The organism is Halomicronema hongdechloris C2206 (genome assembly GCF_002075285.3).
GTDB classification, from domain to species: Bacteria; Cyanobacteriota; Cyanobacteriia; order Phormidesmidales; family Phormidesmidaceae; genus Halomicronema_B; species Halomicronema_B hongdechloris.
Map to the genome: position 1 here is coordinate 791771 of NZ_CP021983.2, position 12463 is coordinate 804233.

Sequence of the window (12463 nt, forward strand, 5' to 3'; positions counted from 1 at the left end):
AGCCCCCTTGCCTACTCACTACCTGAGCGGCCACCAGGAGACCTTGTCCCGAGTCGCCCCATAGATCTGCTTTAGCGCCTCTGGATCCACCACCTGTACCGTATCGGGGTTGGAGTCAGCTGCCTTACCGGCCTTGAGTAAGCCAATCTGGGTCATCCCCTTGAGTACCTGTTCCACGGTGCGATGGTTCAGTTGACAGGCGCGGGCAATAATATCAACTGGCAGGTCAAAACTGTAGGTACCATCTAGGCTAGGTTGGTTGCCTAAGGATCGTTCCTGATAAATCAGGGCCCGCAATAGGGCTGCCACTGCCTGAGGAGGATAGGTGCTGCAGTTTAGCAGATGATATTGAAACTTCTCTCGCATCTCAAATAGCAAATCATACCGCTGCCGAAACACATCACTATCTCGGTAGAGGGCTTGGACAGCGGCGACGGGTAATTTGATCACATCGGTGGTTTTATAGGCTTCCACTAGACTCGGGAAAGCCCTCAACACCGGGCCATGGCTAAAGGCGAGGTTTCGCATGCCGAAACACCCGCCGGGATAGGTCAGGGCGATGATCCGATCGAGAGGAGTGCTGCGCACCACCACCGGCCCGCCCGCCACGATGGCATAGAGATGCTCCAGCCAGGTCTGGGGGCGAAACGCTGTAAATACGGGGCGATTGGAATAAAGTTTCTCTAAAATCAGCGTGTCAGGAGACAGGTAAGACGCCAACCAACTGGGCTCCATGTGCCGAAACAAAACGTTCCCCTGGATCAGGACCACAATCGGGTCAAAGGCATTAGCATGCTTGGCTGGTTTAGCCATGGCGAAGCAGGAATTTGTACCAACCCTGGTTTATTGTCCCATGGAGTCGAGGAGGAAGGGATTAGGAAGGGATTAGGAAGGTTAGGAGTAGATTTGGTCGGTTCTGGGAGCAATGCGCTACTATAAACGATGGACAGCTTTTAGAAGGTGTCCTCCCGTTTCTGATAGGTATTGAGGAAAGTGGGTTGGTACCCACTTTTTTTTATGGGAGTTGGTCTATGACACATCCTCTCATCCCCCAAATTTTGGATTTAGCGGCTCCGGTAGCCGAACGGTTGGGATTAGAGATCGTCGGGGCGGTTTTTCAGACCAATCAGGCTCCGCCTGTGTTGCGGATTGATGTGCGCAATCCCAGCCAGCATGATACCGGATTAGATGACTGCGAGCGAATGAGTCAGGGCATCGAAGCAGTACTCGATGCTACCGATATCATTCCTGATGCCTATGTACTGGAGATTTCTAGTCCTGGCATTTCGTCTCAGCTCACCTCGGATCGGGACTTCATAGTCTTCAAAGGATTCATGGTGGAGGTGCACCTATCCACACCCCACCGGGGTAAACATCAGTGGGTAGGCCAATTAATTCGCCGCGACGACACCACCCTTTATCTCAATCAAAAAGGTAAGTCCATTTCCCTACCCTGGAAAGCTGTTGAATCAGTTCAACTCAGTAATCAGTCCGTTGACTAGGGTGCCCCCTTTCCAAGCCTGTCGGGTCTCCCCCTCACTACCATTTTACCTGGAGGTGTATGCCATGTCTCTCGTTAATTTGCCAAATTTACAGGAACTGATTGACCACATCAGCCGTGAGCGCAATTTGCCTAAGCACGCCGTCGAAAATGCCCTACGAGAAGCCTTACTAAAGGGATATGAACGCTATCGGCGCACTCAGCGCATGGATGGTAATGTCCAATTTGAGGAAGATTATTTCGACAATTTCGATATTGAGCTAGATACCGATGAATATGGCGAGCAAGGATTTCGGGTCTTAGCCAGCAAGGCCATCGTTGAAGAGGTGCAGAGTGCTGATCACGAGATCGCGCTGGTAGAGGTGCAGGAAGTTGCTCCCGAAGCTCAATTGGGGGACACGGTGGTGTTAGATGTTACCCCAGAGCAGCGGGAATTTGGTCGTATGGCAGCGATTCAAACAAAGCAGGTATTAGCCCAAAAGTTACGGGATCAGCAGCGTAAGATGATCCAGGAAGAATTTCAGGATTTAGAGGGCACGATTCTGAATGCTCGGGTGCTACGGTTTGAGCGTCAGTCAGTGATTATGGCCGTCAGCAGCAGCCTCGGGCAGCCTGAGGTCGAGGCTGAGTTGCTGAAGCGCGATCAACTGCCTAATGACAACTATCGGGCTAATGCTACTTTTCGAGTGGCGCTCAAAAAAGTATCGGAAGGATCCCATCGTGGCCCTCAACTGCTGGTGTCTCGGGCCGATGCCAGTTTGGTGGTAGAACTCTTTTCCAACGAAGTACCAGAAATCGAAGATGAAATTGTGCGGATTGTGGCGGTGGCACGGGAGGCCAATCCTCCCTCCCGTTCTGTGGGGCCTCGCACCAAGATCGCAGTGGATACGGTAGAACGGGATGTAGATCCGGTAGGAGCCTGTATCGGCGCCCGCGGTTCTCGGATTCAGGTCGTCGTGAATGAGCTGCGGGGCGAGAAAATTGATGTGATTCGCTGGTCTCCGGATCCCGCCACCTATATCGCCAATGCTCTGAGTCCAGCTCGGGTGGATGAGGTGCGCCTGATGAACCCAGAAGAACGGCAGGCCCATGTGTTGGTGCCCGAAGATCAGCTCAGTTTGGCCATCGGTAAAGAAGGGCAAAATGTACGACTGGCGGCCCGTTTGACGGGCTGGAAGATTGATATTAAGGATGCGGCTAAGTATGACTATGCCGCCGAAGATGAAAAACAGGCTGAAATCCAAGCCCAGCGGGAAGCTCAGCAGCAAGTAGCCCTAGCAGCTACGGCAGCAACTGCCACCGATTTAGAGGCCAATCTAGAGGATGAGAACGGGGCTGCAGAGGAAGCCCTAGCTCCTGTGACAGGTCCATCCTTAGCTGATGCCGCCATGGCAACAGAAGAGAGGGCAACTGCCAGGGAGGCAGGCACACCAGAGGCCTCAACGCCGGCAGAATCAGCTTCAGAGGCGGTGTCGGATAACGCAGCGTCGGCTGAGGATTCCCTGGAAGAGAACACGCTGGCAGAGGACCTTGAAGAGGACACAGTCGACGAAACCCCCGTCGAAAGCGATGAAGCCTATCCAAGGGAAGAAGAGTAACCAAGCCCCGCCCACTAGTATGGAATAGCACCTTTTATTGAGACCATCGTTTGGCTCCTATCCTGGGTGGGGGCTGCCAATGAAACCCAATCTACGCCGCTGTATCAGCTGCCGCAAAGTGGCTCCGAAGTCGGCCCTTTGGCGAATCGTCCGCGTTTTTCCCAGCCGGACAGTACAATTAGATGAAGGTATGGGGCGGTCAGCTTACCTCTGTCCTCAGGTAGATTGCCTCCGGACAGCTCAAAAGAAGAACCGTCTCGGACGTGCCCTGAAAGCGTCAGTGCCACCGAGTATCTACGAAGAGCTCTGGCAGCGGTTGGAGTCTTCCTCGGTTAAGGGGTCTGAGCGCTCCTCACCAGATTGAAGGGCTGTCCTGTCAGTAAATGGGCAACTGCCCCAAGATTGTCTACTGTTACCCGCTGTTCAGCTGTAGCGGTGACTGATTAAACTCAATAGAAGAGGAGTATAGTCTTTATGCTCTGCTTTGATGACCGACGATAAGCCTATCAACGGTCAGCTTGGGTGAGGTAACGAGTCGTTTGCATAGGAAGGTTGATGTAGTTTCGTTAGAAAAATAGGACGGGCATATGGCATAGCTAGGATTGTCAGAGGGAGATTTGGATGAACAACGGCAAGATCAGAATTTACGAATTATCACGGGAACTAGATTTAGAGAATAAGGATATTTTAGCGATCTGCGATCGCTTGAATATTGCCGTAAAAAGTCATAGCAGTACCATCACTGGTGAAGACGCTGCCCAGATTCGGTCGGCTGCTAAATCGGCAAGGGCTGGTAAGGCTAAGCCTCGACAACCTGAGAAGGCTCATAATGGCGCGCGTCCGCCAGTAAGGAAGCAACAAATCTTAGAAATTCGTCGCCATCGAACAGCGCCCAAACCGCCGAATGCTCCTGAACCTCCCCAATCGCCAGAGGAGCCTGCTGCTATCGACAATGATGAAGTCAGCCAGGGAGAGGTTGATGCTCTGATGACCCCTCCCAGCCGTCCGGAGGCTCCGACGCGTCCCTCTAGCACCCAGCTAAAACCACCGGTGAGTCGTCCACAATCCCCGGGCCAGGCTGAGGCTGAATCACCTCAGCCACCGAAGCCGAAGACAGCTAGTCCGCCGGAGCCAGAGGAGCAACCCGCGGAGCCGTCGGAAGATAAGGCTACTGCTCCGGCGGCAAAGGCACCTAGTAAGCCCAAGCCAGAACTGATTGGACCGCCTCCCAAGCCGACTCGTCCTAAGCCCAAGGTCACCAACCGCCGGGCTCAAGCTGATACCTCCGAGCCGGCGGCGAAGTCGGCTCGACAACCCACTATCCCGATTCGGGAAGTAGATGATGATGACGACGATGGGCCGAAGCTTAAGCCGAAGCCGAAGCTACGTCGTCCCAAACCATCAGAGCCGCAACAAGACGAGCAGCCCGTCACCCCTGAGCAAGATGACACCGAAGACTCGAGGGATGCTAGGGATGACTCTGCCCGTGAACCATTGCTGAAACGGCCATCTCCATCGCGATCGCAACGCCGCAAGACTCGAGAAGAGCCTGTTGATGAAGAGCAGGAAATGCGGCCCAAGGCTGACAAGAAGAGCAAGCGGCGTCAGGCCATCATTGAAGATGATGACGAACTCGAAGAAGTGATTGAGGGTGGATCCGGCGGTCAGTCCGATGCTTCCTCTAATCTAAGTGTGTCCCTAGCTCGGCCCCCTAAGCAGAAGAAGGCATCTGCTTCGAAACCCTCTGCACCTGCGACTCGCTCCTATAAACCCCCTAGTCGCGATCGCAGCGGCAGTAGTCGTCAACAACGGCGGGAACGGCAAGAGCAGGCCACCCAGCAAGAGCGGCCAGAAATTCTGACTCTAACCAGCGAACTGACTGTACACGAACTGGCGGCCAAGATCGTTGTACCTGAAACCGATATCATCAAGTCCCTCTTCTTCAAGGGGATCGCCGCTAACATTAATCAGACTCTAGACGTCCCCACGGCCAAGATGGTGGCTGAAGAGTTCGACATTCTGGTGGAGACTGCTGAAGCCGAATCTGAAGCCAAGAAGATCACTGAGATGTTAGATGACAGTGATCTGGAAAGCCTGGTGCGGCGACCGCCAGTCGTCACTATCATGGGCCACGTTGATCACGGTAAGACGACCCTGTTGGACTCCATTCGCAAAACCAAGGTAGCCCAGGGAGAAGCCGGTGGTATCACTCAGCATATTGGGGCCTACCATGTCGATGTGGACCATGAGGACGACTCTCAACAGATTGTCTTCCTCGACACTCCTGGTCACGAAGCATTTACCGCTATGAGGGCTCGGGGTGCCCGCGTGACCGACATTGCCATCCTGGTGGTTGCGGCTGACGATGGGGTGCGCCCCCAAACCATTGAAGCTATTAGCCATGCTAAGGCAGCTGGGGTGCCGATCGTGGTTGCTATCAACAAGATTGACAAAGAGACAGCCCAGCCTGATCGAGTCAAGCAAGAACTCATGGAACATGGCCTAGTGCCAGAAGAATGGGGCGGCGATGCCATCATGGTGCCCGTCAGTGCGATTGCCGGTGAGAACCTCGATAATCTATTGGAAATGCTGCTCCTGGTGGCTGAGATCGAAGATCTACAGGCCAATCCAGATCGCCTGGCTAAGGGGACAGTGATTGAGGCCAACCTCGATAAGGCCCGAGGACCGGTGGCGACCCTACTGGTGCAAAACGGCACCCTGAAGGTCGGTGATGCTGTTGTCGCGGGCTCTGTCTTTGGTAAGGTGCGAGCCATGATTGATGATCGGGGTCAGCGAGTCACCTCGGCCTCACCATCCTTTGCCGTAGAGGTGCTGGGCTTGAATGATGTCCCGGCGGCTGGCGATGAGTTTGCCGTCTACGGTGATGAGAAAGAGGCTAGAGCCGTGGCTGATTCTCGAGCGACGGAGCAGCGCCAATCCCGTCTGCAGCAGGCCATGGCCTCTCGTCGGGTAACTCTGAGTTCCTTGTCAGCCCAAGCCCAGGAAGGAGATCTGAAGGAGCTAAACCTGCTGCTCAAGGCCGATGTGCAAGGTTCCTTGGAAGCCATCTTGGCAGCGTTGCAACAGCTACCTCAGAACGAAGTGCAGGTGCGCGTGTTGCTGGCAGCTCCCGGTGAAATTTCCGAAACGGACGTGGATTTGGCTGCGGCCAGTGGGGCTGTGATTATTGGCTTCAATACCACTCTGGCACCAGGGGCCCGTCAAGCCGCAGATCGCCTAGGCGTGGATGTGCGCGACTATGACATCATTTACAAGCTCCTAGAAGATATTCAGGGAGCCATGGAAGGCCTACTGGAACCCGAGCTGGTCGAGGAGTCCCTGGGTCAGGTAGAAGTGCGCGCTGTGTTCCCGGTGCGCAAGGGCTCAGTGGCCGGCTCCTATGTACAGTCCGGCAAGGTTACCCGTAATTGCCATCTGCGGGTATTGCGCCAGGGCGAGGTGGTGTATACTGGTAAACTCGATTCCTTGAAGCGCATGAAGGATGATGTCAAAGAGGTGGCGGCTGGCTTCGAGTGCGGTATTGGTATTGATGGCTTTAATGACTGGAAAGAAGGCGACATTATTGAAGCCTTCCGTCTGGTGACGAAGCGCCGCACATTAGCAATGGCTCGGTAATGCAGTCTTTTCGGCTTGATCCCTACCTCTGGATTCACCTAGCAGGACTGGCAGCTGTACCGCTTTGGTTCGATGTTTGTTTACTGGGGCTGGCTGCCGGTGACCCTGTTCTGCCAGTTTGGCTAGAACTAGGAGTGCTGGCGGTTGTAGGAGTGTTGCCTGTGTTGTGGATGCAGTGGCAGCGGCCTTTCTGCATCTTTAGCCTGGTGGCGTTGGCACTGAAGCCAGACCAGATGAGCCCTAACCAACGACGCCTATTACATCTGTTTCAGGATCCCATCGGCCGTGGGGTGTCTCTGCTGGTTCCCTTGCCGTTGCTCTGGGGACTGTGGCAGCTCTATCGCTTGGCTCCCTTAGCTGCGAACAGTACTCCCTTCTCCAATCGAGGGGTAGGGGTGCTGGTGGCTGCGATCGCATTTTTGCTGGTCAATTTGTTTACTCAGGTACCTGTGCGGGTGCTGCGGGTACTATTGGCTCCAGCCACTGCCTTAGACGGGGTAGATCCCTATGCTCCAGAGGCCATTCCCCAAGATTTCACCTTGATTGGGCTGCGGGTAAACCAGATTCTACCGCCACTGGAAATACCATCGGCTGAAGCCCCGCCTGAGTCGCCGTCCCAGCCAGCAGTAACCGACCAAGAGGAAATAGCCCCTGCCCCTTTGGCCAAGGAAGATAAGGAAGATGGGGATGAGACGGATGACACCATTGTCTCGCAGACAGAACCAGCCCCAGAGGAAGAGCCGGCGGCTGCCGAGATGGCTGCTGATGTCTCTACCGACGCAGGATTGGCAGCTTGGCCCGTCGATGACTCGGTCGAAGCCCTGGATTATGAAGGCCAGGCCCCACAACCTGCCGAGTCTGAATCTGTTGACTCCCCAGAGGGAGACGGGCAGGATGGGCCAGAATCTTCCTCAGAGGAGAGCTCGGCCATAGAATCCCATGTCTCCTCAGATGCCCCTCAGCCAGACGACAGCAATGGCTATCATCTTCAAGAGACAGATGTGCAGCCCCCAAAGGGGCATTCAGAGCACGAGCACGAGTCATCCTCGCAGTCGCCAGATGAGCCTGGTGATGCTGAATCAAGGTCAGAGTAAGGGCTGATTTGCCAACCACAGCGCCGACTTGACACAGCCATCAGGTGCTCAAGTGACGGTGGAGTGCGATTTTGGATAATGTTTCACGTCACATTTATGGCTGCTTAACAGACTAGACGGCATTTCTGTGGCATCTAACACAATGTAGCCTGGGTGACTGCGCTATCCTAAGATTGAGCTCGTATGAGGCTGGCTCCAATATAATCTAGGTTTTGGCAGCGAGGCATTTATGACTAGGCTTTCTTCTCACCAGGCTGATCAGTTCGCCGATGATGCCACTATTTGGCAGAGTTTAAAGTGTGCGATCGCAAATAGTTCTGGATTTCAGCGCTGGCAGGGAGAGCAGAGTGAGACGGATCTGGCAAAAACGCCCCTAGAGCAATTGGTTCGTCGTTACCTACGAGAAACCCTCGAGACTCTCGCTTATTAAGGACGACCCCAGGCTAAGCCACCTGGGCTAGTTAACTCAGTGACGCATTCTGCAGTCATTGATAGCACCCTTGCCTGAGATGGAGATCCCCAGGTCTCCATGGTTATTTTTTTATTGGCCGTTACACAATTGGAAACCCCGTCCCACGGTGAATAGGCTAACCCCATACTGGTGATGATCGCCTAGGAAAGTCATCATGGTTTATCGGTTACCGTATTGGGCCCGGGGTGGAGTATTATTAGCGGCGCTCTGGTTAGTGGGTTGTGGTGCGATATCGACACCGGAGTCGACAAGTAATGAGGCCGTATCTGAGGCCATGACCGCCGAGAATTCTGCGGCACCGGCGCGTCAGGATCAGACCGCCGAGGTGGCAGCAGATACCTCTGCCTTACCCGAACGGCAGCCTCAGTTGGTGAAACAAGCTAACATGTCGCTGCGGTTAGCCGATGTAGAGGCAGGTATCGACGCCATATACGATCTGGCCGTTCAGCAGCAAGGGGATATCCTGAATCTTCGAGATCAGCAGCCAGACACCGGCCAACCTCGTCAAGTTTCACTGCGGCTACGGATCCCTCAGAGTGCCTTAGAAGCGACCCTAGACGCCCTGCGACAGCTGGGTGAAGTCCAGCAGCAACAGGTCACAGTTACCGATGTGTCAAACCAGTTGGTGGATCTGCAGGCCCGGCTGCGGAATTTACGCAAGTCAGAGGAAACTCTATTGACGCTCATGGAGCGCTCTGGATCGGTGGCAGATGTGCTGCAGGTGGCTCAAGAACTGAGCAATGTCCGGGAAACCATCGAACGCCTCGAGGCGCAACGACAGCAATTGAACACCCAGGTAACCTACGCCACGGTGCAGGTGCAGCTGGAAGCAACGGTCACTCCGGTCCCCACCAACCCTCCCTTGGCGGAGACCCTAACCAATACTTGGCAGCAGGCTACCCATTCCGTCAGCGACCTCAGTACTGGCGTGTTGCGCCTCAGTCTCTGGCTGATTGCCTACAGTCCCTATTGGGCGCTGGTGTTGGCAGCAGCTTGGGGGTATCGCCGTTGGCAACGGCAGGCCCAGTCCTCTTCTTGAGTGGTAACAAGGAGATCCCGTGCCTCTGGGCGGGTAATGCTGTGCGAGTACTACTGCTAGAAAGTCCTGGGAACTGCTAGTTAATCGGCCCTTTTCTCTAGAATTCTGCTGTTTTGTCGTGGGATCGCGTCCGTAAAGATTCACAGTATTTTCATTCGCAGCAGCGAGAACTTAAACGAGGATTTTAGAGGCAAGCAGTACGATTGAAGTTACACGGATTCCATTTGAAGTTGTCCCACCTCCCCTGAGCCCTGGAGACAGATTTCGTTAAGGACATTCGTTAAGGACAAAGGAAAGTGCTGGGGAGCAATGGGGGCGATTAAGCTGAGCATTACATTGCAGCAATCTGAGATTCGTGCCCAGTCTATTTTCTAATTTTTTTATTGATTTTTGTCAATGGGATATCGCTTGTAATGATCGCAGTATCTTTCACCCGAGTAGCAATGTTTAGACACTTATAGACACTTACCTTAAAGCAGCATGCTATTTTGCTTGAGCGTTACGTCAAAAAATTTACCGTAGAGACCAGCGCTCAGGCTGCATTAAATAATGAACTGAGCCTGGTGTATACTACCCACCTAGATTTAATAAAATGACCTCATCAATTACCCAAAACAGCCTTTATCAACCCCTGCATCCTTTCTTGGTCGCTGACCATACTGTTGACTTTTCTGGCCCTATTCCTGTAGACACTGCCCTAACGCCGAGTCCAGCGATTACGGCCAATAGTAACTATTTCGATCATCCCGACTGGGCCTTGAACTATTTCAATGCCTGTCATCGTACCGATGGTTTTAAGGAGCGCTGGCAAGCAGCGACTGGCACCTGGGATGACAAGATTGTGGTAGATGTGGGCTGTGGCCCTGGCAATGTGTTTGCCACGGTGGGCGGACAGCCGCGGTTGTTGATTGGGGTGGATGTGGCCTTGGGATCGCTGGCCCTAGCGCAGGAGATCGGCTATGTGCCATTACTGGCTGATGCCCATCAAATGCCCTTGCGATCGCACATGGCCGATCTAGTCCTCCTCAATGCCACCCTGCACCACTGCGAAAATATGGAGCGGGTCCTAATCGAGGCAGCTCGCCTAGTCAAGCCCGGCGGCAAGCTAGTCATCGATCACGATCCCCAACTGCAGGCCTGGAACTATCGAGGCCTGGGCATGGCTATGTATCGGATTCGTCACCATCTCTATGCCCGCTGCCTAAAGGACTTGGACATGGATCCCCATGAGCGGACCTATGCCCTGGCCACCGAAATTCATCACCATCCCGGCCATGGCGTCACTGCCGAATTCTTCCGAGGCAGCCTGGGCCAGCTTGGATTTCAGGTCAATCTCTATCCCCATAACCAAACCCTAGGAGCCGAGACCTTACAGGGCCAACGCGGTTCCTTTCCCCATTGGCGCTACCCCCTAGGGCAAATACTCTCAGGCATTAACCCCTGGTCTGACGAAGCGGCCCTCTCGCTATTGTGTGTGGCGGTTCGAGCCGTTGCCGATTACTCATAGGAACTCTCTGGAGACTAGAGGTTCCATGCCCAGTTACACTAAGGCTATGGCTTCTAGGCTGGAGACAAATCCCTATGGCCCCCCTTCCGCAGAAACGGCCCCGCCAACTCTCCCTGGGACCGTTAGAGCAGGAAATCATGGCGATCATATGGCAAGCGAACTTGACCACGGCCACGGCTATCCATGGGTATATCCTTAGGGATCCTGATCGGGAATTGGCCTATGCATCGGTAATGACGGTGCTGCAGCGTCTCGGTAAAAAGGGATGGGTTACCTGCGATCGCAGCCAGCGTCCCTATCGCTGGTACCCAGTCGTGTCATCCCAGGAGGCCGCCGTCTGGAAGGCTCACCAACAGCTAGCGGACTTTCTGGCGGTTGGTAATCCCGATGTGGTGGCGGCTTTCGCCGATAGTCTCGATACTGCTAGCGTAGAGCAACTAGACGCCATTGCCCGGCGTATCCAAGCCATTCGACAGCAACGACAAGCGCCTTGATGCATCTGAGCTTATTGCTACTGATAGGGCTGCTGGCTGTGGTCATGCGTCTGCTTTGGCCGCGACCTCAGGGATCTTGGCCACAGCGCTGGTGGTCTACCCTGCAAGGATTCTCCCTACCGCCGCTGTTGCTCTTGACGATGGCTTTGGCGGTCTTGGGCATGGGGGGACATGGCCACATGCTAGGTCTGCCGGTCAGCCATGGGGGCTGTGGTTTGGCCTTGCTATGGTGGGGCATTGCCCTAGGGCACTTAGTCTGGGCTGGCGGACAAATGGTGCGATCGCATCAGCAGACAAAGCACTTACCAGTCCTAGCCCTAGCCGACGATCATCCTGTCAGCATTTTGCCCGTAGCCATTCCCTATGCCGCTCAAACAGGCATCTGGCAACCAAAAACCCTCCTCAGTCAAGGGCTCTTGCAGGAGCTCAACCAGGAAGAACTCTCAGCTGTCCTAGCCCACGAAGCGGCCCACTGCCACTACCAAGATCCCTTCTGGTTTTTCTGGCTAGGCTGGCTCAGGCGCTGGAGTGGCTGGTTACCTCGTAGTGAAGACTTTTGGCAAGACCTGCTACTACTGCGAGAGCTGCGGGCCGATCAGTGGGCTAGCCAACGGGTCGATCCTCTACTGCTGGCTAGCGTGCTCGTCAAATTAGCGGCTATGCAGCAATCGCTGGCCATTCCCGGCGCCATCTCACTACACGAGGCTTCTCTTAACCGTTTAGAAGAGCGAGTCGATGCCCTGCTAAACGCTGCTGCTACTGACTCAGTCGATAGTCCTGCCTCAGTTTTTCCTTATCCTGGGTGGTCTATGGCCCTACTTCCCTTGCTGACAATTTTGTTGCACCAGTGAGGGAATTGGCCAGGGATGAGGCAACTGGCGCAATCTAAAGCCGCGTCAGCCAGCCAAACACCCCTTGACCAGTCAGGGCTTCAAACAGGAGGGCCGAGACAAACCCGATCATGGCCAAGCGGCCATTCAGCTGCTCGGCATATCGGTTGAAGCCAAATCGCTGATGGTCATCGCCATAAACTTTAGGCTCAACCGCAAAATTATTCAGGCGGATTGCCCGCTTCAGGGGTGTATCCGTTGGGCGTCATGGCAGCATATCCATCTATCTGCC

At 54.4% G+C, this 12463-nt stretch carries 12 protein-coding genes; 10 read left to right on the plus strand and 2 right to left on the minus strand.

Features of this window, described 5'->3' with window-relative positions; all coding sequences use genetic code 11:
- Positions 1-18: 18 nt before the first annotated feature.
- Positions 19-813, minus strand: a complete 795-nt coding sequence (locus tag XM38_RS03730; protein ID WP_080808826.1) for a Crp/Fnr family transcriptional regulator — start codon at positions 811-813, stop codon at positions 19-21.
- Positions 814-1031: 218 nt separating this feature from the next.
- On the opposite strand from XM38_RS03730, the gene rimP reads away from it, so the two are divergent.
- From rimP to XM38_RS03780, 10 genes are all read left to right on the plus strand, one after another.
- The gene (gene rimP, locus XM38_RS03735) at positions 1032-1502 is read left to right on the plus strand and encodes a ribosome maturation factor RimP (RefSeq protein WP_080808823.1); all 471 of its coding nucleotides are present in this window, start codon (positions 1032-1034) and stop codon (positions 1500-1502) included.
- A gap of 64 nt (positions 1503-1566) precedes the next feature.
- On the plus strand, positions 1567-3099 hold the full coding sequence (gene nusA / locus XM38_RS03740) for a transcription termination factor NusA (RefSeq protein ID WP_088429116.1): 1533 nt from the start codon (positions 1567-1569) through the stop codon (positions 3097-3099).
- 79 nt (positions 3100-3178) lie between these two features.
- Positions 3179-3463: a YlxR family protein gene (locus XM38_RS03745; RefSeq protein ID WP_080808818.1), complete on the plus strand. Its 285-nt coding sequence runs from the start codon at positions 3179-3181 to the stop codon at positions 3461-3463.
- Between the two features lie 257 nt (positions 3464-3720).
- On the plus strand, positions 3721-6735 hold the full coding sequence (gene infB / locus XM38_RS03750; protein WP_088429118.1) for a translation initiation factor IF-2: 3015 nt from the start codon (positions 3721-3723) through the stop codon (positions 6733-6735).
- Positions 6735-7829, plus strand: a complete 1095-nt coding sequence (locus XM38_RS03755) for a low-complexity tail membrane protein (protein WP_080808813.1) — start codon at positions 6735-6737, stop codon at positions 7827-7829. Before infB ends, XM38_RS03755 begins: the two co-directional genes overlap by 1 nt.
- 229 nt (positions 7830-8058) lie before the next feature.
- Entirely contained in the window at positions 8059-8259 is a 201-nt protein-coding gene (locus XM38_RS03760; RefSeq protein ID WP_080808810.1) for a hypothetical protein, read from the plus strand.
- A 196-nt stretch (positions 8260-8455) separates the two neighbouring features.
- Positions 8456-9340, plus strand: a complete 885-nt coding sequence (locus XM38_RS03765; protein WP_088429120.1) for a DUF4349 domain-containing protein — start codon at positions 8456-8458, stop codon at positions 9338-9340.
- Between the two features lie 592 nt (positions 9341-9932).
- A complete protein-coding gene (locus tag XM38_RS03770; protein WP_080808801.1) occupies positions 9933-10847 on the plus strand; it encodes a class I SAM-dependent methyltransferase in 915 nt (304 codons plus the stop codon).
- Positions 10848-10921: 74 nt separating this feature from the next.
- Positions 10922-11341, plus strand: a complete 420-nt coding sequence (locus XM38_RS03775) for a BlaI/MecI/CopY family transcriptional regulator (RefSeq protein WP_080808798.1) — start codon at positions 10922-10924, stop codon at positions 11339-11341.
- Between the two features lie 44 nt (positions 11342-11385).
- On the plus strand, positions 11386-12192 hold the full coding sequence (locus XM38_RS03780) for a M56 family metallopeptidase (RefSeq protein WP_225889436.1): 807 nt from the start codon (positions 11386-11388) through the stop codon (positions 12190-12192).
- Positions 12193-12226: 34 nt separating this feature from the next.
- Here XM38_RS03780 and XM38_RS28610 read toward each other — a convergent pair whose 3' ends face one another.
- Positions 12227-12418: a chlorophyll a/b-binding protein gene (locus XM38_RS28610; protein WP_088429122.1), complete on the minus strand. Its 192-nt coding sequence runs from the start codon at positions 12416-12418 to the stop codon at positions 12227-12229.
- Between the last annotated feature and the right edge of the window lie 45 nt (positions 12419-12463).

Bases quoted from the DNA above. Each gene is read 5' to 3' on its own strand.
- XM38_RS03730 (WP_080808826.1), bottom strand. From the start codon at position 813: ATGGCTAAACCAGCCAAGCATGCTAATGCCTTTGACCCGATTGTGGTC.
- rimP (WP_080808823.1), top strand. From the start codon at position 1,032: ATGACACATCCTCTCATCCCCCAAATTTTGGATTTAGCGGCTCCGGTA.
- nusA (WP_088429116.1), top strand. From the start codon at position 1,567: ATGTCTCTCGTTAATTTGCCAAATTTACAGGAACTGATTGACCACATC.
- XM38_RS03745 (WP_080808818.1), top strand. From the start codon at position 3,179: ATGAAACCCAATCTACGCCGCTGTATCAGCTGCCGCAAAGTGGCTCCG.
- infB (WP_088429118.1), top strand. From the start codon at position 3,721: ATGAACAACGGCAAGATCAGAATTTACGAATTATCACGGGAACTAGAT.
- XM38_RS03755 (WP_080808813.1), top strand. From the start codon at position 6,735: ATGCAGTCTTTTCGGCTTGATCCCTACCTCTGGATTCACCTAGCAGGA.
- XM38_RS03760 (WP_080808810.1), top strand. From the start codon at position 8,059: ATGACTAGGCTTTCTTCTCACCAGGCTGATCAGTTCGCCGATGATGCC.
- XM38_RS03765 (WP_088429120.1), top strand. From the start codon at position 8,456: ATGGTTTATCGGTTACCGTATTGGGCCCGGGGTGGAGTATTATTAGCG.
- XM38_RS03770 (WP_080808801.1), top strand. From the start codon at position 9,933: ATGACCTCATCAATTACCCAAAACAGCCTTTATCAACCCCTGCATCCT.
- XM38_RS03775 (WP_080808798.1), top strand. From the start codon at position 10,922: ATGGCCCCCCTTCCGCAGAAACGGCCCCGCCAACTCTCCCTGGGACCG.
- XM38_RS03780 (WP_225889436.1), top strand. From the start codon at position 11,386: ATGCGTCTGCTTTGGCCGCGACCTCAGGGATCTTGGCCACAGCGCTGG.